The organism is Streptomyces typhae (assembly GCF_009755605.1).
GTDB classification, from domain to species: domain Bacteria; phylum Actinomycetota; class Actinomycetes; order Streptomycetales; family Streptomycetaceae; genus Streptomyces; species Streptomyces typhae.
The window spans coordinates 168,103-188,031 of record NZ_WPNZ01000019.1; the positions used below are offsets into that span (position 1 = coordinate 168,103).

Annotated in this window: 18 protein-coding genes; 5 read left to right on the forward strand and 13 right to left on the reverse strand. The window is 72.0% G+C overall.

Annotated elements, in window-relative coordinates:
* Nucleotides 1–135: 135 nt before the first annotated feature.
* Nucleotides 136–1,041, forward strand: coding sequence for an alpha/beta hydrolase family protein (locus tag GPA10_RS29735; RefSeq protein ID WP_157168174.1), 906 nt, complete (start codon nt 136–138; stop codon nt 1,039–1,041).
* Nucleotides 1,042–1,117: 76 nt separating this feature from the next.
* Here GPA10_RS29735 and GPA10_RS29740 read toward each other — a convergent pair whose 3' ends face one another.
* From GPA10_RS29740 to GPA10_RS29770, 7 genes are all read right to left on the reverse strand, one after another.
* The gene (locus GPA10_RS29740) at nt 1,118–2,023 is read right to left on the reverse strand and encodes an alpha/beta fold hydrolase (protein WP_157168175.1); all 906 of its coding nucleotides are present in this window, start codon (nt 2,021–2,023) and stop codon (nt 1,118–1,120) included.
* 176 nt (nt 2,024–2,199) lie between these two features.
* The gene (locus tag GPA10_RS29745) at nt 2,200–3,102 is read right to left on the reverse strand and encodes an NAD-dependent epimerase/dehydratase family protein (protein WP_157168176.1); all 903 of its coding nucleotides are present in this window, start codon (nt 3,100–3,102) and stop codon (nt 2,200–2,202) included.
* Nucleotides 3,099–4,241: a cytochrome P450 gene (locus GPA10_RS43500; RefSeq protein ID WP_157168177.1), complete on the reverse strand. Its 1,143-nt coding sequence runs from the start codon at nt 4,239–4,241 to the stop codon at nt 3,099–3,101. The genes GPA10_RS29745 and GPA10_RS43500 overlap by 4 nt, the downstream gene beginning before the upstream one ends.
* Nucleotides 4,238–5,014, reverse strand: coding sequence for a glycosyltransferase family 2 protein (locus tag GPA10_RS29755; RefSeq protein WP_157168178.1), 777 nt, complete (start codon nt 5,012–5,014; stop codon nt 4,238–4,240). The genes GPA10_RS43500 and GPA10_RS29755 overlap by 4 nt, the downstream gene beginning before the upstream one ends.
* Nucleotides 5,011–6,489, reverse strand: coding sequence for a class I adenylate-forming enzyme family protein (locus tag GPA10_RS29760; RefSeq protein WP_157168179.1), 1,479 nt, complete (start codon nt 6,487–6,489; stop codon nt 5,011–5,013). The genes GPA10_RS29755 and GPA10_RS29760 overlap by 4 nt, the downstream gene beginning before the upstream one ends.
* Nucleotides 6,489–7,229: a glycosyltransferase family 2 protein gene (locus GPA10_RS29765; protein ID WP_157168180.1), complete on the reverse strand. Its 741-nt coding sequence runs from the start codon at nt 7,227–7,229 to the stop codon at nt 6,489–6,491. Before GPA10_RS29765 ends, GPA10_RS29760 begins: the two co-directional genes overlap by 1 nt.
* Nucleotides 7,226–8,257, reverse strand: coding sequence for a 3-oxoacyl-ACP synthase III family protein (locus tag GPA10_RS29770; RefSeq protein WP_157168181.1), 1,032 nt, complete (start codon nt 8,255–8,257; stop codon nt 7,226–7,228). Before GPA10_RS29770 ends, GPA10_RS29765 begins: the two co-directional genes overlap by 4 nt.
* Nucleotides 8,258–8,481: 224 nt before the next feature.
* Between GPA10_RS29770 and GPA10_RS29775 the strand changes: the two genes are divergently transcribed.
* Nucleotides 8,482–8,883, forward strand: a complete 402-nt coding sequence (locus GPA10_RS29775) for a hypothetical protein (protein ID WP_058849094.1) — start codon at nt 8,482–8,484, stop codon at nt 8,881–8,883.
* 168 nt (nt 8,884–9,051) lie between these two features.
* Here GPA10_RS29775 and GPA10_RS29780 read toward each other — a convergent pair whose 3' ends face one another.
* Together GPA10_RS29780 and GPA10_RS29785 are read right to left on the reverse strand one after the other, a co-directional pair.
* A complete protein-coding gene (locus GPA10_RS29780; RefSeq protein ID WP_157168182.1) occupies nt 9,052–10,170 on the reverse strand; it encodes a TolB-like translocation protein in 1,119 nt (372 codons plus the stop codon).
* A gap of 10 nt (nt 10,171–10,180) precedes the next feature.
* Nucleotides 10,181–11,446: a TolB family protein gene (locus GPA10_RS29785; protein ID WP_157168183.1), complete on the reverse strand. Its 1,266-nt coding sequence runs from the start codon at nt 11,444–11,446 to the stop codon at nt 10,181–10,183.
* A 331-nt stretch (nt 11,447–11,777) separates the two neighbouring features.
* Between GPA10_RS29785 and GPA10_RS29790 the strand changes: the two genes are divergently transcribed.
* Both GPA10_RS29790 and GPA10_RS29795 read left to right on the forward strand, forming a co-directional pair.
* On the forward strand, nt 11,778–12,371 hold the full coding sequence (locus GPA10_RS29790) for a superoxide dismutase family protein (RefSeq protein ID WP_058849097.1): 594 nt from the start codon (nt 11,778–11,780) through the stop codon (nt 12,369–12,371).
* A gap of 363 nt (nt 12,372–12,734) precedes the next feature.
* Nucleotides 12,735–13,253, forward strand: coding sequence for an allene oxide cyclase barrel-like domain-containing protein (locus GPA10_RS29795; RefSeq protein ID WP_157168184.1), 519 nt, complete (start codon nt 12,735–12,737; stop codon nt 13,251–13,253).
* 119 nt (nt 13,254–13,372) lie between these two features.
* Here GPA10_RS29795 and GPA10_RS29800 read toward each other — a convergent pair whose 3' ends face one another.
* On the reverse strand, nt 13,373–14,833 hold the full coding sequence (locus tag GPA10_RS29800) for an MFS transporter (RefSeq protein WP_246260013.1): 1,461 nt from the start codon (nt 14,831–14,833) through the stop codon (nt 13,373–13,375).
* Between the two features lie 457 nt (nt 14,834–15,290).
* Between GPA10_RS29800 and GPA10_RS29805 the strand changes: the two genes are divergently transcribed.
* On the forward strand, nt 15,291–16,007 hold the full coding sequence (locus tag GPA10_RS29805) for an MIP family channel protein (protein WP_343041463.1): 717 nt from the start codon (nt 15,291–15,293) through the stop codon (nt 16,005–16,007).
* A gap of 101 nt (nt 16,008–16,108) precedes the next feature.
* Here the strand turns inward: GPA10_RS29805 and GPA10_RS29810 are convergent, their stop codons facing one another.
* From GPA10_RS29810 to GPA10_RS29820, 3 genes are all read right to left on the reverse strand, one after another.
* A complete protein-coding gene (locus tag GPA10_RS29810; protein ID WP_157168185.1) occupies nt 16,109–17,308 on the reverse strand; it encodes a PP2C family protein-serine/threonine phosphatase in 1,200 nt (399 codons plus the stop codon).
* 268 nt (nt 17,309–17,576) lie between these two features.
* A complete protein-coding gene (locus GPA10_RS29815) occupies nt 17,577–18,968 on the reverse strand; it encodes an APC family permease (protein ID WP_157168186.1) in 1,392 nt (463 codons plus the stop codon).
* A gap of 138 nt (nt 18,969–19,106) precedes the next feature.
* Complete coding sequence (locus GPA10_RS29820) at nt 19,107–19,910, reverse strand: NAD(P)-binding domain-containing protein (protein WP_246260016.1); 804 nt, start codon at nt 19,908–19,910, stop codon at nt 19,107–19,109.
* Nucleotides 19,911–19,929: the final 19 nt, after the last annotated feature.

Sequence of the window (19,929 nt, forward strand, 5' to 3'; positions counted from 1 at the left end):
GGCTTCTCCTTGCTTCGCGGAACACTGTTCCGCTAATGTGCGGAACATCGTTCCGCCAAGTATGCGGTACGCGTACGCGCCCTTCCGAAGCGGCGCGCCTTTCCGCGAGAGAACTTCCAGGGAGACCCAGCGCACATGTCTGTTCCCGCACAGCGTCAGACGATCGCGATCAAGCCGATCACCGTTCCCGCCGAGGGCCGGGACTTCGAGCTGCAAGTGAAGGTGACCGCCCCCGCACGGGGCGCCGACCTGCCCGTCATCGTGTTCTCCCACGGCAACGCGTGGTCGATGGACGGCTATGGGCCGCTGGTCGACCGCTGGGCCGACGCCGGGTTCGCCGTCGTGCAGCCCACGCATCTCGATTCCCGCCGGTACGGCATCGGGTTCGACGATCCACGCTTCGGCACCCTATGGCGCGTGCGCGTCGCCGACCTCCACGGTGTGCTCGACCATCTCGGTCACGTCATGGAGCAGGCGGGGCTCACCGGCAGGGTCGACCACTCACGAGTCGCGCTGGTGGGGCACTCCTGGGGTGCCCAGACCGTGGGCGCGCTCCTCGGCGCCCGCGTCCTCGACGACGCCGGCGAGCCTGGGGAGGACTTCTCCCGCGACGGCGTCAAGGCCGGTGTGCTGATCGCCGCGACCGGAACGGGGGACTCCCTGACGCCGTTCGCTGCCGAGCACCTGCCCTTCATGAGGCCGGACTACAGCACCATGAGTACGCCCGCGCTCGTCATCGCCGGCGAGAAGGACCAGTCGGAGATGTCGACGCGAGGCCCGGACTGGTTCCTCGACGCCTATCACCTGAGCCCCGCGCCGAAGCGCTTGCTGACCGTACCGAACGGTGAACACACCCTGGGCGGCGTCGCGGGGGAGGCGGTGGCCGAGACCACGGACACCGACCCCGCCCGCGTGGCCCTCGTGGCCGACGCCGTCAGCGCCTACCTGTCCGACGCCCTCGACGTCCGCACCGACTCCTGGTCCCGGTTCCGCGCCGCAGCGGAGGCCGAGCGGAAGGCGTCCGCGCAACGCAAGGACTGACGCTCCGTCGCCTTTCTTGTGGTCCGCCGCGACTGTCCGCCCCCGGCCCGCAGCCTGGGCGTGCGCGGACGGGGTGTCACGTGTCCTGGACCACCTGGGGGTTCTGGTCGCCAGGGGCGCCCAGTACACGGCCGAGGAAGCCGCGCAGGTATCCCGCGACGACGTCGAGGTGACTCTCCAGCAGGAAGTGGCCGCCGTCGATCAGGTGCACCTCCGCGTCCTTCGCGTCACGGGCGAAGGCCCGCGCGCCGGCCGGACCGAAGATCTCGTCGTTGCGGCCCCACACGGCGAGCACCGGAACGCCGCTGGTGCGCAGGAACTCGTGCAGCAGCGGGTAGAGCGGACGGTTGCTGCGGTAGTCGCGGAACAGTGCCAGCTGGACCTCGTCGTTGCCCTCGCGCGACACGAGAGCGAAGTCGTGTTCCCAGGTGTCCGGGCTGACCAGGCTCGGGTCCGGAACGCCGTGCACGTACTGCCGGCGGATGGCGTCGATGCTCAGCGCGGCACGGACGGCAGGTTCGGTTTCGGGGCCGGGATTGTCCCCGTAGGCCCAGACGTCGGCCCAGAACGGCTCGACGAAACCGTCCTCGTAGCCGTTGCCGTTCTGGGTGACGACGGCGGTGATCCGTTCGGGGTGCTGGAGCGCGAGGCGCCATCCGATGGGGGCGCCGTAGTCCTGGACGTACAAGGCGTAGTGGTCCAGGCCGAGTTGTTCGAGCAGTCCGGAGGTGAGGGCGGCGAGAGCGTCGAAGGTGTAGGTGAACTCCCCTGCGGGGGGAGCGTCGGAGTGGCCGAAGCCGAGGTGGTCCGGTGCGATGACGTGGTAGTCGCCGGCCAGCAGCGGGATGAGTGTGCGGAACATGAACGAACTGGTCGGATAGCCGTGCAGCAGAACGATCGCGGGCGCGTCGGCAGGGCCGGCCTCGCGGTAGAAGATCTCATGGCCGTCGACGATGGCGGTCCGATGGTGCACCGAGCTCATGTCTAACCCCTTCTGGCTACCTAGATGGTTAGTTCGTCATCATGCAAGCATGGAGGGAGCTAACCTGTCAAAGGTGAGTGAGGGGTTAGGTGAGGGTGTCTGTTCCACAGCAGGCCTGTGCGCCGCGAGGCGGCTACCGCCGCTGCCCGGGGCCCCGATGGGCTATGTCGTGGCCGTCAGCGACGACATAGCCCATCGCCCAGGGCACGACCTGCCGTCCACCCTTGCGATGCGGCCCTGGACACGTCCAGGACCACGGAGCGCGCCAACTGATCCACGGCGTAGCGTGTGAGGGGCGGTTGTGCGTGGGGACGCAGCCTTGCCGCCCTCTGGGCGGCGCTCGCGACGGCGCGAGCGACGGGCAGCGGGATGTGGGCGATACGGGCCCGTACGGCGTGGGCGCGCAGGACCGTGTGGATCGCCTGGTCCCGGTCGTAGGGCGTGGGGTCGGCGATGTTGTACGCGCCGGGCGGCCAGTCGGCGGCCAGCAGGCAGGCGTCGGTGAGGTTCTCGACGGCGGTCAGGCTGAGCGGAACGCTGGGCCCGGGAAGTACCAGCAGGCCGTGGCGGACGCGGGACAGCAGCCGGGGCACCAGGTGCGGGTCGCCGGGCCCGTAGACCGCCCGCGGGCGCAGCACCACGGCGCCCGCGGCGAGCGCCAGTGCTTCACCGGCGGCCTTGGTCCGGCCGTAGGCGTTCAGGTGTCCGCGTACCGGATGGTCCTCGGTGAGGGGGGAGCGGCCGGGGCCGGGTGCGTAGACACTGGCACTGCTGACCCACACCACGGGCCGGCCGGCGGCCGCCTTGAGCAGCCGTGCGGCGCCGTCGATGTTGACGGCGCGCATGGTGGCCTCGGCCGGGGAGCCGGGCACCGGGTCGCCGACGGCCGCCGCGCAGTGCACGACGAGGTCCGCGCCGGACAGGTCGGGCACCTCGTGTCCGGCGTCCCAGGGGATGTGCCGGCCGACCGGGCCCGGACGCCGGCCGACGCACAGGACATCGGCGCCGCGGGCTGCGGCCGTGGTGGCGACGTGCGAGCCGCAGAAGCCGCTCGCCCCCGTGACGGCGATCGTGGTCATGGGTTCTCCGGGGATCGGTCACCGGCGGCGCGAACGGTCAGGGAGCGCCAGCCGGGCAGGGCCGCGGCCCGGTCGACGCGGGCGTGGACGACGGCGGGGCGACGGAGGGCGAGCGCGGCGAGGGTGTCATCGAGCTGGGTGCGGGCAAGCCGCGCCCCGGGGCACGCGTGGGCGCCCGCGCCGAACACGAGCTGAGCCATGGCGGACGGCGCCGGGTGACGGGGATCGGGTAGTCGGTCGTGGGCCCGCACGGCGTGCCGGGCCACCAGGAGCAGGCGGTCCCCGGCCCGCACCGGGCAGCCGTCCAGCTCCCCGTCGGCCGCGGCCTCGCGGGGCAGCAAGGGGGAGGGAGCGGTCACCCGCAGCAGTTCGTCCACCAGGGCGGGGCGCAGCCGGTGGTCGGCGGCCTCGTCCCAGAGTCCTGCGTCGGCGCACCAGGCGGCGGCGCGCGGGAGCGCCGCGACGGTGGTGTTGACGGCGGCGACCGCCAGGACGGCTCGCAGGCCCGGCTCGGCCGTTCCCTCGGCCGCCGGAGCGAGCAACGTCTCCAGTCGGGCGGTCGCCGCGGCTGCGGTACGAGCGGTGCCCGGAGGCCGGGGGCCGGGCAGGTGGTCGCGTACGGCGGCGGCTGCCGCCGCGAGGGCCGCCGAGGCGATGGCCTGCGGGTCCCCGGTTGTGCCCAGCAGGGCGCGGACGGTGGCCCCGGCCAGTTCACGGGCCAGCGGTACGAGGTCGACGGCCTGGCCCGTGCCGAGCGGGGAGAGCCGGTGCTCCAGGACGGCCAGCCATGCCGGGCGCAGTCGCTCCACGCCTGCCGTGCCGAGATCGGCGGCGACGGCGCGGCGGGTGGTGCGGTGGCCGGTGCCCTCCTGGTCGAACAGAGCGCCGCCGGAGGACAGTTCCCGGGCGGCGCCGCCGGTGGTGCCGGTGGCGGTGCGGTCGAGCGGGATGCGGGTGAGGGCCTGCCGGTAGGGCTCGGTGCCGTGTACCAGCACCGTGCCGCCGACACGGGTGACCGGGCGTCGGCGGGTGGCGGCGAGGAGGGCGGACAGGAGGGGGTGGGAGCGGGTGTAGACCCGCTGGTCGCGGCGCCGGGCGGCACGGAGGGCGGACGAGGTGGCGGTGGGAAGGGTGGTCATCTGATGTGTACCTGCTTCGGGTCGGCGGGGCGGTAGCGGCGGTCCCAGCACCACAGCAGGGTCCGGCGGGCGCCCCAGGCCCGCAGGCGGCGCAGGCTGGTGTGCACCACCATCCGCTCGGCCCGAGCGACGCGGTCGCTGTGCAGGCGTGCCCGGTTGAGCAGGACGACGTCTTCGGCCGGTCCTTCCAGCGGGATGCGGGGCGTGCCCCCGCAGCGCAGGTAGAGCGCGGCCGTGATGGCGAGGTTGTGGCCGTGGCACAGCACGTAGGGAGCGCGGTAGCGCGGGTGCCGGTGCCGGGTGCGGCAGCGCCCGTACAGCGCGGCGGCCCGGACGACCGCGGGCAGCACGTACCGCTCGGCGGGAGAGGGCCGCTCGTCCCCGCGCGGAAGGCTGCGGCCGCAGGCCATCTCCGTGCCGCTCGCGAACTCCCGGCGCGCGGCGTCGACCCAGTCGGCGGCGGGCAGGCAGTCGGCGTCCGTACGTACGAGGAGTGCGGCGCCGTGCGCGACGGCGTACCGGCATCCGGTGTCGACGGCGGCACCGGTGCCCCGCTCCTCCTCGTGGACCAGGTGCACGGGAAAAGGTGCTACGGCGGCGAAGCGGCGTACCACGGCGGCGGTCGAGTCGGTGGAGGCGTTGTCCACGACGACGAGGGCGAAATCGGTGTCGGTCTGGGAGGCGAGAGCGGCGAGCGTGGCCCCGATACCGGCTTCCTCGTTGTAGGCGGGCACCACAACCCACATCGGGGCAGCCGCGGGAGGTGCGGTCATCCCTGTCTCCGCGCGGCGAGGCAGCGCGCGGCCAGGCGCGCGGTGGCGGCGCGGTCGGGCTTCAGGGAGCGGCCGGACAGCGGGATGTCGGCGAGCAGCACCGCGTCCGGCCGTGCGGTGCCCATGCGCTGAAGCGGTCCGCTCAAGGCTGCCCGCAGCGTCGCACGGTCGGCCTCGGGGGCAGGCTGGACGACGGCGACGAGGCGCTCGTCGCCGTCCTGGGCGGGTACGCCCACGAGCAGGGCCAGTTCGACGCCCGGCACGTGCAGTCCCGGCTCGTACAGACCGGGGTAGATGTTCTCCGCGTGCCGCAGGACCATGTCCTTGCGGCGGCCCTCGAGGACGATTCTGCCGCGGTCGAGACGTGCCTGGTCGCCGGTGGCGACCCACGGGTCCGGGTCCTGGCCCAGGTAGCGGTCGCGGGCGGCGGGGCCGGAGAGCAGCAGCTCGCCGGAGGCGTCGGTCTTGGCCGCCACCGCGGGAAGGGGCGCGCCGACCAGGTCGCCCTCGCCGGTGAAGGCGGCTTTGTCGGCCTGCTCCACGGCCGCGGCGGGGAACAGCTCGGTCAGCGCGTACACGCCCCAGGCCTCGTGTGCGCCCGCGCGTTTGACGCGGGTGAGCAGGTCGGCGCTCGCCGGGGCCGATCCGGTCCAGACCCGGCCGGTGAACCGGCCGCCGGCCGCCAGCAGCCGCCTGATCAGCGGCGGCGTCAGATAGGTGGCCTGCGGGGCGAGCCGGTGCAGCTGGCGGCGCAGGACGGGCGCGGAGCGGGCGGGGAGCGCGACCGGTGCTCCGCTCGCGAGGGAGGGAAGCAGGACGAAGAAGGTGCCGCCGAGTACGGGCTCCCCGGCCCGGGGCCGTACCAGCTCGGCCACCGTGGCCATCCCGGCGGCGAGCGAGGAGCGGGTGTGGACCACCGCGCGGGGTTGTGCGGTGGTTCCCGAAGTGAAGACGATGACGGCGTCCCCGTCCTCGTCCACCGGGGGCTGCAGCGGCGCCCTGCGCACACCGGTGTCCAGGGCGGGGGCGCAGCCCGGCAGCCGCGGCCCGATCGTGGCCACCGGACCCAGCGCTGCGAGGTCCGGGAGGGCCAGTCGGGCCCGGCGGGCGAGCGGGCGGGCCCAGCCGGCGGCGGCCTGGGCGGTGGCGTCGGCCAGGACGAGGTCGGGGCGGGCCAGTGCGAGCCGGGCGCGCAGCACATCGGGCCCGGCACCGGGATCGAGCACCGCCGCCCGGGCACCGAGCCGGTGCAGCGCGAGCAGCACGGCCAGCGCCCGGGGCCCGGGACGCACGGCGACGCCGACGGTGCTGCCGCCCGCGACGCCTCGCGCGTGCAGGGCGGTGGCGCAGGACTCGGCGAGGTCGGCGAGGTCCCCGAAGGTGGCTGTGGTGCGTACGGCGCCGGTCCGGGTGGTGCCGAGGACGGCGGGCCGATCGGGACGGCGGCGCAGGGTGTGCGCGAGGACGTCGAGCATCAGCGCGGATCCTCCCCGTGCCGGCCGGGACCCTTGTCGAGGTACCAGCGGGCGGTGCCGACAAGGCCGTAGGCGCGCAGCCGGCGGGTGGAGTTCTCCACGACCATGCTCCGGGCGTGGACGATGGCGCGGGTGTGGCGGCGTACCCGGTTGAGGAAGAGCCGGTCGGTGGGCGAAGGGCGGCGCGGCATGCCGCCGACGGCTTCGTACAGGGCGGCGGTGACGGCCATGTTGTTGCCGGCGTGCATCCGGTAGGGGGCGAGGTAGCCGTGGCGACGGTGATGGGCGGGGCGTACGCGGCCGAAGCAAGCGGCGATACGGACCAGTGCGCGGAAGGCGGCCCGCCCCAGGGGCCCGTGTTCGTCGCGGCGGGCGTCGACGCGCCCGCACACCAGATCGGCGCCGCGCGCCAGGGCCGCACGGGCACCTGCGGTCCAGCCGGGGTGCGGCAGGCAGTCGGCGTCGGTGCGGGCCAGCAGTGCCGCGCCGCGCTCGATCGCGTAGCGGAAGCCGGTGTCGACGGCGCAGCCGACGCCCTTCTCCGGTTCGCGCAGGACGTGGACGGGGAAGGGGGCCCAGCGGGCGAACTCGTAGGCGACCGCGGCGGTGTTGTCGGTCGAGGCGTTGTCCACGACGACGAGGGCGAAGTCGCGGTCGAGTTGGTTCGCGAGCGCGTCCAGCGTGCCGCCGATGCGTGCGGCCTCCTGGTGCGCGGGCACGACCACCCACAGCGTGCTCATGCCTTCTCCCAGACCATCGTCATGATGCTCACGCCGCCGCCCAGACCGACGAACAGGACCCTCTCACCCGGGCGCAGACCCTGGTGGACACGGTCGAGCTGCACGCCGAGCGTGGCGCTCGCCATGTTGCCCAGCTCGGGGACCGTGACGACGAGGCGCTCCCGGGGGACTCCGGTCAGTTCCACGAACCGCTCCAGATACGGCACGGTGACCTGGTGCACCAGGACATGGCGGAAGTCCTCCCACGCGAAACCCGTACGGTGCCGCATCCGGTCGAGCACCGAGGTGCCGACCTTCTCGAACACCTCGCGCAGTTCGCTGCCGTCGCCGCGGAAGTACGTGTGCTCGTCGCCGCGGGGGTGACGCGAGCCGCCCCCGAAGATGCCACCGACCGACCAGTGCTCGGAGTGCGTCTCGGTGTCCACATCGAGGATGCCGCCCCGATCCACTGCCTCCAGGACCACCGCGGCCCCGGCGTCCCCGAAGGTGTAGCCCGCGAACGCGTCGCGCAGGTGCCCGGGGCCGGGCGGGTCGTGGCGGACCGCGCGGCTCGGCGTCTCGCCCGTGACGACCAGGGCGCGGTGTGCGCGGCCGGCGAGGATCATCGCCCGTGCCGTGTCGATGCCGTTGACGAAGCTGTTGCACGCGTTGGTCACGTCCAACGCGTGTGCCCGGCAGCCGAGTTCATGCTGCACGATGTGCGCGGTCGCCGGTTCGGCGACGTCCCGCGTGGCCGAGGCGAACACCAGCAGATCCACGTCGTAGGGGGCGAGCCCGGCCCGCTCCAGAGCCACGCGCCCCGCCCGCGCCGCGAGCGTCGAGGCGTACTCCCCGTCTGCGGCCACCCGGCGCGAGGCGATACCGGTGACCCGCTCGAGCATGCGCGCGGGCAAGGGCAGCCCGGAGGCCGCGGATATCCGCTCCTGCAACTGCCGCGAGGTCACTTCGCGTGCCGGCAGGCAGGAGGCCACCGCGGTGATGCCCACCCGGCGGCACACCGGTTCGGAAACAGCATGGTCTCTATGCATGGGCCGGACGCTACGAGGGATTCGGGACAGCCTGCCTGAGCACAGATACTCAACTGCTCTAGGTGTCACGCGTCCGGTATGCTCGATATGTCCGGTGTCTGGTGTCCTACAGGACGCATAGTGGACGGCGCGCGGTCCGGCCGAACTGGACCATCTCCTGACAGAGTTCGCGCCGCGTCTGCTTGAATGCGGGCCATCCTCAAGTCCGTTACCGGGAGACCCGTATGCGTCGAACGCTCGCCGTGACCGCCCTCGCTGTGGGACTGCTGCTCGTCGGGTGTTCGGAGGACTCCTCGGAGCCGATCACCGGTGAGTGGTCCGCGGACGGCCCGCAGCCTTCGGGGTACTCCGACTTCGCCGACGGGGCGATGATCCGCGTCGACAAGAACGGCACGGCCGTCCTGGGCACCTCACCGGCGAGGCTGTGCGGAGACGCGAAGGTGACGACCACGGAGGAGGGCGAAAGACCCGAGTACCGCATCGCTTTCGACTCCGCGTGCTTCTCGGTGAGCGTTCCCACGAGCCTGGAGGCCGTGGTCGACGGCGACACCTTGGAAGCCACACCCACGGGCGCACAGGGGGCCGAGCCTTTCCGCTTCCGGCGAGTCGGGGAGGGTGAGGGGTAGCGATCACTGTGGTGGGGCGGAAAGGGCCTCCCGGACGAGGCCCGCTGCCGCCAACTCCGGGATCCGCTGGTTCGCGAGGGTGCCGCGCAGCAGCCGACCGGCGCAGGGGCTGTGTCTGGGCGCGGCCACCAGGGGCCGCGCCCAGCAGGGTCGTCGGCAGGCGCAGGATCAACGGCGCTTCCACAGGTAGACGTCGGCTGTGCCGTTCGTGTCACCGGGGACGACGTCCGCGTCCGGGCTGTCGAACACGATGCGGCCCCGGTCGGCGACGGCGCCGGGGACGGCGCGGGCGTGGCGCTGGACGACGGTCTCCTTGCCGCTCGGCAGATGGCGCAGGCGCAGCTCGCAGTGGGGCTCGGCATCGCCGCTCCGGTACAGCAGATGACGGCCGTCAGGGCTGAGGGCGTCGGCCCGCGCGCCCGCGAACCGGGTGGTCACGCCGGTCCGTATGTCGCGGACGTAGGCGCCGTCCACGGTGTTGACGGCGATGACGCGGCCGTTGCCGCTGAGTTCGACGAGCCGGCTCGACCCGCCGTTGTCGATCTGTGTGCGGGTGTCCTTCGCGCGGTCCGCGAGCCAGATCGCCTGGGTGCGGGCGTTGCGGTAGGCGACGTAGCGGCCGTCGGCACTGAGGGACGGTTGGTTGAGGTCGGGGCCGGCGTCGGGCCCCGGGCTCTCGGCGATGACCTCGTAGGTGTCGGTGACGCGGTCGTACACCTCGACGCGGTCCGGGATGGAGGGGTGCGAGCCGTGCTGGGTGAAGGCGACGTAACGGCCGTCGGCGCTCAGCGACGAGTCGCCGGACGCGGCCTTGAACGGGGAGTCGGTGATGAGCTTCGTCCGGCCCGTCTCCCGGTCGAGGAGCTTGACGTTGGGCAGGCGGGGGCCGAAGGCCTGATGGGTGACGTAGCGGCCGTCGTCGCTGACGGACGGGTCGCTCAGGGCGCCGTGGATCCGCTCGACCTCGCCCGTCGCGTTGTCGCGCAGGTAGACGGTGCCGGGCGGGTGCGGGGGCGGGTCCTGGGTGAGGTTGAGGGCGAGGCTGTAGAACGCGGTGTAGGCGCCGTTGCGGGAGAGGACCGCCCGTTCGGACCTGTCGTTCGCCTGGGTGCCGTCGGTGGCCACGGAGACGCGGTCCACCTGGTGCGCGGCGGGCGCCGTGCCCGCGTGGGCGGCGGTCGGGCCGCCCGCGGTGACCACGGCGGTGAGCGCCGCCGTGAGGGCGGCCCTGGAGATCCTCGACCGGGGTCCGGTGCCGGTCGTCCGCTGCTGTCTGCTGTCGGCCATGGGGTGCCCCCTACCGAACCGTGTGTACGAGGACGTCCCGCTGATGGTTCGCGTCGTCCGGGACGAAGGAGTCGTCGCCGACGAAGACGACCTTCTGCGCGCGGGCGTCCATCCGTGCCTGTGCGGCTGAGGCGGGCTTCCCGTCCTTGTCGGGCGAGACCAGGACGTCCACGCCGGACCGCACGTCACGAAGGTACAGGGCGTACACGTCGCGGTGGGCGTAAGTCTGGACCAGCAGCTTCGAGCCGTCGCCGGAGAGGGCGCGTGCGTAGAGGATGTGATCGGGTCCGGGTGGGATCTCGTCGATGCGGGTGAGCTTCCCGGTGCGCAGGTCGCGTACGAACGGGTCGGCGGTGTCCTCCGGGTCCTCGCCGGGCACCATGTTGGAGGCCTGGGAGTCGAAGGCGATGGTGGAGCCGTCCGTGCTGAGCAGCGCGTTGAAGGCGGGGCGGTTCGCGGGCCTGCCGTCGTGGGTGGTGTCGGCCTGCGTCGTGCGGCCGGTGACGCGGTCATGGACGTACACGTCGCTGAAATCGTCCTTGTCGTGCGTGGGATCGAAGCTGTCGAGCTCGTAGGCGACCTTCGTGCCATCGGCGCTCAGCGACGGCTGTGCGAGCCTTGGGAGGGTGACGCCGGGAGCGTGGGGGAAGCTGACGCGTTCGGTGCGCCGGGCCCGCAGGTCACGCACGTAGGCGGAGACTTGGACGTTGGACTCCTTGTCGTTGGCGAGGAAGGCGACGGTGCGGCCGTCCGCGGAGAGTACGGGCGTCTCGGCGTTCATGTCCTGCGCGTCGAGCCCCACGTCGGCACGTTCGGTACGGCCGGTCCTCAGGTCCCGGACGATCACTTGGCTGTTCTTCCTGCCGCGGTACTGCGAGTAGGCGAGATAGCGGCCGTCCGCGCTGAGCGCCCAGTCGGATATCGCGTACTCCGGCGCCGGCACGATGCGCTGGGTCGTGCGGTGCCGCAGGTCCCGTACGAAGAGGTCGTGCTTGTCGTTGGTGTCGCCTGGGACGAGGTTGGTGGCGTCCGACCTGAAGGCGACGACCTCGCCATCGGCACTGACGACGGGAAAGTACGACCTGCCGTTGGCCGGGCTGCCGTCGGCGGCGACACTGACTACTTCAGTGGACCCGAGGGCCGGGCCCCGGGACCCGTCCGCGGGCGTGGCGACGGCCGCGGGCAGGGCCGCGGCCGTGAGTAAGACGGCGAGGGCACCCCCGCCCACCGTCCGGGTGGCTCTGCCCCGTCTCTTCTTCCGCTTGGCTCCAGCCATGCTCTCTCCTCGGAGGGCGTGCGCCCCGGCCCGGTGCCGGGGCGCACGCGGGATGCAAGCGCACCCCGATGCCCGGGTCAATCAGACGGAACGCGTACAACCTGGACGCCGTGCCAAGCGTCCGCAGGTCTTGCGTCCGCAGACCTTTCGTCCGCAGGCCTTGCGGCTCGCCCACCGCGAGTCCCACGCATACCGTCCGCACCTGGAGATTCCTGCTGTTATCGGATTCCCCGGCGGACACTCCCGGCACGGCGTACCGTGGTGGCGCCCCCACGAGCAAGGACAGAGCGCCCCACAAGGGGCCTGACCTGGTGATACGAGGAGCTTGGCCATGGTGCCATCAGCACTGACCTCGGCCGTGGCGGCGGTTGTCCTCAGCGTGACCGGAATCAGCGCCGGAAGCGCGGGACACACCGCCGGAAGCACTTCCCCCCACGGTTCGGGTAACGGCAAGACCGACAACGTCCAGGTGCGTGCGGAGGGACGGTTCGTGCCGCCCGGCGCGCCCACGCCGTCGTCCGCGATCACGTACGTGCAGGAGCTCGTGCCCGCCGGCTCCTGGGTCCAGGTGTCGCAGCACAGCGATCAGCGCGGCACCCGCGTCGACCTGCGCGTGAAGGGACTCAAACCGGGCTACAAGTACGGCGTGCACGTGCACCAGAAGCCCTGTGGTCAGAAGCCGACCGACGCGGGCGGGCACTACCAGAACAAGCCGTCCACCGACCCCCACGACACCAACCCGGACAACGAGGTGTGGCTCGATTTCGCCGCACGGAAGGATGGTTCGGGCAAGGCATCCGCCTACCACACCTGGGGATTCCGGCGTGGTGAGGCGGCGGCGATCGTGATCCACCGCGAACAGGGCGGCGCCGGGGAGCGGCTCGCGTGCTTCAGCGTGCCGTTCGCCCCGCCCCCGGGGTCGTAGACGGCCGCTCACGAGGACGGCGGCGGCACGCGGACGGCGGCCGCCGCTCAGCGGACGGCGCCCCGTCCGGTGTCCGCCGCGCCTCGGCCGCCGTGGGCTGCTCCGCCTGAGCCTGCTTCAGGCAGGCGTGCGCCTCGTTCGGTGCGAGGCGGAGCAGCTCACACTTCATCCTGCACGGTGGTGATCTTCTCGGCCTCCTGCGCTCTCGTGTACGGGCGCGTATCCGAACCTGCCCCCGGGTGCCCGGCTCCTCATTGCACAGAGGTCATGACCTCATAGCCGCATTGGTCTTGGACGGCCCAACTCGCCGTTTATAGCGTCGAGTTGTTCGCATATGCAGATCCTTAGTGAGGAGCTTCCGCCATGGAGAACAGCAGCCGACGACCCCTGCTCAGGAAGTGCGCCGCCCTGTCGCTGGTCGCCGCCGTGGTCGGCGTCCTCGCCGTGGGCAGTGCGGCCGCCGACACCTCGGACACCTCGGGCACCTCGGACACCTCGGACAAGGACCGGACCGAGGTCATCGAACTCCAGATGCGCGACCTTGAGCAGAAGACACTCGACCTCGGTCCGAAAGGGCCGAGCCTGGGCGACATGAGCATCTTCTGCGCCACCGTCGTGGAGAACGGCCGCACGGTCGGACGCGGTGCAGGGACCGCCCAGGTCGTCTACCTCGATGGCGGGAGACGCACGTCGCAGGCGGTGATCACGATAGAACTCGAGCGTGGCTCCCTGACGATGCAAGCGCTGCAACCGAGCGACGCACGTTCGCTCGACATGGCCATCACCGGCGGCACCGGCGCCTTCAGGGATGCCCGGGGCACTGCGCACTACTGGGACATCGCCACGCCCAAGGAGAGGATGCGCGCCGAGATCCTGCACTGACGGAGAGACCCGGCGGCGGCGCACGGCTCGGCATCGATGTCCGCCCCGTCCAACGCCTGCCGGGCGTAAGCGGGTTATCGATGTCCGCCCCTTCCAACTCCCTATCACCGTACGAGAGTTCACGATCGCTCCGCGCCGCGCCGGGCCCGCGCGATGCCCCATCCCACGAGTGCCGCAGCCAGAGCCGTGAGGGTGAGGCTGGCCGCGGTGACCGCCTCGCGGAACTCTGCGGTCTGATCGGTGCTCCAGCTCGACGTGGCGATGCTGCCGGGGAAGAGCGCCGCGAGGATGGTCCCGCAGACGGCGATGCCGACCCCCGTGGCGACTTCGCCGGCGGTGTCGACCATCGCGGCTCCGCTGGTGGTGCGGTCGGCCGGCAGGCCACGCATCACGTTGGTTCCCGCAACGACACCCACAACCCGCATTCCGGCGGCGACGAGCACGAGCGCGAGGGTGATCCACACGTACCCGAAGCGCCCCAGCGACGCATGGACGGCGAGCCCGCACACGACGGTCACGGCGCCGAGCCAGGCGGCCTTGTCGATGCCGACCCGCGTGATCAGCGGACGGATCAGCGCACCGCCGGCGATGAGCACCACCACCTGCGGCAGCATCCCCGCAGCCGCGGCAGCGGGCTTCCAGCCCCGGTCGAGCTGAAGCTGAAGGGTGACGAGGTAGCCCAGGCCCGAGACCGCGAGGTTCGACGCGCCCTTGAACGCCAGGCCGCTCGACACCAACGGGCGAGCCACGAGTTCCAGGTTCAGCAGCGGATGGTGGGCATACCGGCTGCGGACGACGAACAGCGAGGCCGTCACGATTGCCGCCGCGATGGCCGGCCAAGGGAGCAGCGACGCCGCGCCCGCGTTGACGAACAGCGTCGGTGCGACCAGTGCGAGGACGATCGTGGCAGTGCCGAGGAGCGCACCCACGCCGTCGACCGGATCGTGGTGCAGTTCGTCCTCCCGGTCAGCGGGAATGCCATGCCGGACACCGAGGAACGCGAGCGCGGCGATCGGCACGTTCACCAGCAGCAACGCCTGCCAGGGAGCGAAAGCGAGGACGAAGCCGCTCACCACGGGCCCGATCGCGAGCCCCACCAGGCCCACAGTGGAGATCAGCGTCGTGGCACGGACGCGGAGCCCCTCTTCGTCGAACAGGCGAAATGCCAGGGCGAGGGAGCCGGGGGTCGTCATCGCGGCGGCGACGCCCATCGCCGCGCGGACCGCGATGAGCTGCCCGGCCGTGGTGACGAACCCCGTTGCCAGACTTGCCGCACCCAGCAGCACCAGCCCGACCAGCATGACCTTGCGGCGGCCGACCCGATCGGCCACTGCGCCGAAGGCCAACTCCACCCTCGTCGGCAGCCTCGACGACGGAGATTCCCGATTCGGCGACAACTCCTCACAACGCCCGTAGGATTTCCGGGTGTCCCAGCCGATCCGGATGAGCCCTCGCATGTGGGCGGCGGCGTGGGTGGTGCTGTGCGGAGCCGGCGTCGCCGCCACCGCCGCATTGAACGCTTCTTCGGCGTCGCCACCGGAACCCGAGAAACCCGTCAGCTCAGAGTGCGCCGAGTACATCGAGGACGTCGAGAGGCAGCTGGCCAAGGCCCGACAGAGAGACGAAGGTGATGGAGTGCTCGCCTTCACGCGAGTCCAGGTCGAGGCCGGAGACGAATGCAGGGACGCACTCCGCGACCACCTGCGTGGCAAAAGGTGAGCCTTCGCGTCGTCGGCGCGGCGGCAGAGCAGCTCTGAACGCGAGAGTGATCACTGGCAGCGACCATGACCGGACAGCGGCATGTGCCGGGACCACCGCCGCACAGGTCACTCGCCCTTGCCCTGGCCCGACAGCCTCAACGCCGAGACACCGCGCCGTGCCTCCGGTCCGGCGCCGACAGGGAACTGCGGAGCAGAGCCGGGCCATCACTCGAATGGGCGTACGTTACGGGCTTCGGCCCCGGTAGAACAGGTGGGAAGAGGCGGCCGGGCAGACCATGGTGGCGAGGGGGTCCAGCAGGCTTGCGAGGTGGTCACTGTGCAGATCAGAGCGCTGGTATCGGAGTTCATCGGGACGTTGCTCCTTGTCTTCTTCGCCGTGGGCTCGGCGGTGCTCGGCGCGGAGTTCATCGGCACGCTCGGCATCGCGCTGGCGTTCGGCTTCACGCTGCTGGCCCTCGCGTACACCCTCGGCCCGATCTCCGGCTGCCACGTCAATCCGGCAGTGACGCTCGGCATGCTCGTCGCGCGTCGCATCGACGGCCGCACCGCCGTCACCTACTGGATCGCGCAATTCCTCGGCGGTATGGCAGGCGCGGCCCTGCTCTTCCTGCTCGCCAAGCAGGTGCCGGGCCTGAAGACGAGCGAGGCATTCGGCAGCAACGGCTACGACGACCGCTCCGAGGTCGGCATCAACCTGGGCGGCGCCTTCCTCGCGGAATTGGTCCTGACCTTCCTCCTCGTCTTCGTCGTCCTCGGTGTGACGCACCGGGTGGCGGTGACCGGCTTCGACGGGCTGCCGATCGGTATCGCGCTGGCCGTCATCCACCTGGTCGGCATCCCGCTGACCGGCACTTCGGTCAACCCCGCCCGGAGCCTGGGCCCCGCCCTGTTCGCCGGGGGATCCGCGCTGTCCCAACTGTGGCTGTTCATCGTGGCCCCCCTGGCGGGAGGCGTCATCGCGGCGCTCGTGCACCACGTGACCCACCCCGCAGGTGAGGAGCGCGTCATCGCCGACAAGGCGTCCGCCACATGACCCGGAGCCGCCCGCCCCGCTGAGAGTGTCCGTGCCGACGAGGCCGCACCGGAAGCCTTCGCGGAACCTTGTCATAGCCGGTCGGTCTCGGTGTGACGAGGTCAGATGTTGGCGCCGGCCCGGGTGTCGCGGCCCTCCGGGCGCGGGCCGTGCCAGTCCAGGCAGATGACGGTGGCGTCGTCGGTCATGTCGCCGTTGCAGGCCTCGATGACGGCGCCGGTCAGAGCCCGTACGACTTCTCGCGGATGCTCACCGGCGGTGGCACGGATGAGGGCGGGCAGGTCGACGGCTCGGGCCTGGCGTTCCTGCATGCCGTCGGTGTACAGGACCAGACGGTCGTCGGGACGCAGGTCGAGGTCCTCCACACTGTAGGGAGTGGGAGAGGGGACACCGAACGGCAGATTGGGGTCCAGGCGCACCTCGCTCACGGCGTCGGCGCGCAGGCGCAGCGGCCGAGGGTGGCCCGCGTTGACGAGTTGGGTGCTGCTCCCGTCGAGAGCGATGCGCAGCAGTTGGCCGGTGGCGAGGGTTCTGCGGCTGTGGTCCAGCAGGGCCTGGTGGGCCTGGCGGGCTTGTTCGCCCAGGCTGTGTCCGGTGCGGCGGGCGCCGCGGGAGGCGTTGACCAGGAGGGTGGCCATGAGGGCGGCGTCGACGTCGTGCCCCATGGCGTCGGTGATGGACAGGTGCAGGGTGTCGTGGTCCAGGGCGTAGTCATAGGTGTCTCCCGCGATGTGGTTGGCGGGCAGCAGCGCGGCGGCCAGGGTGAACTCGGCGGCCTCGCAGGAAGGGGCCGAGGGCAGGAGCTGGCGCTGGATCTCCGCGGCCAGACTCACCGGGATCGTGCGCTGCCCCCAGAAGTAGCGGTCGGTGAAGCGGCGGTCGGTCACGATGATGTAGGCCAGAGCGTGCGCGGTCTCCTCCACCTGCTCCAGCACGTCCTCCGTGACGTGGGGCAGGAAGAGTTCCAGGACGCCGATGGTGTCGCCCCGGTTGGTGACCGGTGCGATCACCTGGTGGCCCTGCGCGCCGCGGGGGACCAGAACCGGCTTCTGGCCGCGCAGGACGTCGTCGTAGTCGCTGCCCACGAGGGGAACGCGCTCGGCGTGTGCGCCCTGGCGGACCTCGCCCTCCGTACCGACCCGCACCATCTGCCGCCCGACGATGTCGACGAACAGAAATGACACGTACCGCGCGTTGAACCGGTGGCGCAGGTCACGCGCCACTACGTCCAAGGACGCACCCGGTGCGGCGTTCTCCGCCGCTGTGAGGATCTCGGCGAGCTCGGACCGGTTCTTTGCCATGTGCGGTCTCCTTACCTTTCGTGATCTCCTTCCCGCAGTTGTCGCGGTCTCACAGGCCAGGCGGGGGACACAGCGACTGCGCGGGCCGCCGCGCCCGGGTCGGGCACCCGACACGCTGCCCGGATGAGCGGTGCGGACGAGGGCGGTGCGGACGAGGCCGGGCCGGACGACGTACGAGGTCTTCCCGGCTGACGGGTGCTTGTCGTCGGGGGTGCCCCGGGGATGGGCAGGACCGCCGTCAGCGGGGAGGGGACCCGACGGCTCAGCGTCACGCGTCCTCCTCCGTCCGCTGGGCTGCACCGGGGGGCCCGCTCCGCCGTCCGGGGCCCCCGGTGCGGTGGTGCCGGGCCGCCACGCCCGCCAACAGCGTGCCCACCCCCAGGACGATCAGCCCGCGCAGCCACACCTCCCGCTCGACCTGTGTCGCAAGGACCACACACGAAAGGGCGCCCAGGGTGGGCACGAGCGCCGGGGCCCGGAAGTGGTCCCGCTCGGCCGGGCGGCGGCGCAGGACCAGGACAGCGGTGTTGACGAGGAAGAAGACCACCAGGAGCAGGAGCACCAGGGTGGCGGCCAGCGTGGCCACGTTGCCGGTCAGGGCCAGGAGCAGGGAGAGCGCGGTGGTGGCGGTGATCGCGGCCCAGGGCGTGCGGCGCCGGGGCAGGACACGGGTCAGGACGTTCGGCAGCAGACCGTCACGGGCCATCCCGAAAGCGAGACGGGAGCTCATGATGCCGGTGAGCAGGGCCCCGTTGGCGACCGCGACCAGGGCGATGGCGCTGAAGAGGCGGGGCGGCACCCCGCCGGCGGCGTTGACGACTTCGAGGAGGGGGCCGCTGCTGTCCACCAGTGTGTGGGTGGGTACGGCCGCCGCGGTGACGCAGCCCACCAGCACGTACACCGCCCCGGCGGTGAGCAGCGCGCCGAACAGGGCACGGGGGTAGGAGCGCCGCGGGTCGCGGGTCTCCTCGGCGACGTTGACGGAGGTCTCGAAGCCGACGAAGGAGTAGTAGGCCAGGACGGCGCCGCTGAGCACCGCCGCCGCGGGCCCGCTGTCGGGGGTGCCGACCTCGGTCAGCCGCCCCAGGTCGGCGTCGCCGCGCGCTACGATCCAGACGCCGAGCCCGACGACCAGCAGCAGCCCGCCCACCTCGACGAGCGTGGCGACGGTGTTGGCGCGGGTGGATGCGCTGATGCCGCGCAGGTTGAGCAGGGCGAGCCCGCCCAGGAAGACCAGGGCGACCGGCACCAGGGGCAAGGAGACGAACGCGGTCAGATAGTCCCCGGCGAAGCCACGTGCCAGCGCCGCCACCGACACCACCCCCGCCGCCAGCATGCAGAAACCGGCCAGGAAACCGACGAAGGGGCCGTAGGCCAGGGTCGCGTAGTGGGAGGCGCCGCCCGCCCGGGGGAAGCGGGTGGCCAGCTCCGCGTAGGAGGCCGCGGTCAGCAGGGCCAGGCCCAGGGCCACGATCAGCGGCAGCCACACGGCGGGCCCCGACTCGGCGGCCAACTGACCGACCAGGACGTACACCCCCGCGCCCAGGACGTCCCCGAGGATGAAGAAGTACAGCAGGACGGTGGTGAGGGCGGGGCGCAGCGGGGAGCCGTCCTGGTCGGTCGCGGGGCCGGGCCGGGGAGAAGGGCGGAAGTCGGTCATGGGCCACATGTTCCCGCTCCCGACGAACCCGCCCGCCATGAGCGTGACCGCGCCCGTACAGCCGCACGTTCAGCCCGGCCGAGTCGCAGTACGACACCGTGGACGCCTCCAGCACGATCAGGCGGCCCTCCCAAGTGATCAGCTTCGCGAGGCAGGCTCGCAAGAAGCGCTCGACCTCATCCGGACCAGCCGCAGCAGTGCCTGTTCTGCGGCGCTGGACATCTCACTCGGGACACCCAGGGAGTCCAGATGGCCGACCGTCGCTCGCATCTCGGCCGACCGGCGCTCAGCGTGCTGCCAGGTGCCTGTGAGGAACCGGTCGATCATGACCGGTCCGTCGGCGCCCAGCTGGTCCGTGATCTGCTCGCGCATCCACTCTTCGCAGCCCGCCGCGCGAGCGGCCTCGACTGCCTCACATATCACCAAGGCGAGCGGCTTCATCAGCACGCTGCGCAGCAGTTTGCGGACGGCGGCAGCACCAGGGGGAGACGTCAGCAGCTCGACGGGTGCGCCAAGTCCCTGTAGCACCCCGGCGACGGCGGGGCCTCCGGGCCCGCTGGCGACCACAGCCGTACGTGCGCCCGTGAGCGGTACCGTGCCGAGGATCGCGACATCGGCGAAGGGCACCGGCGCGTCGGCGAAGACCTCGGCGGCTTCGGCCATCGTTGCCGGGGAAGCCGCGGTCAGGTCGGCCCAGCAGGTTCCCGGGGCGAGAGCGGGGCGGGCCTGCGCCGCCAGGCGGACACTCATCGACGCCGAGGTGAGCAGCAGCACCAGTTCGGCGTCGCGTACGGCGGCGGCCAGGTCCGCCGCGCGGTGGACACCGTCAGGGGTGGCGACGGAGCCGGGGTCGAATCCGGTCGTCTCATGCCCGGCGGCGGCCAGGGCCGTTGCGTAACGGGAGCCGGCCTCGCCGAGGCCGACCACAGCGATATGCATCATCGTCTCCTCCAACGGTGGT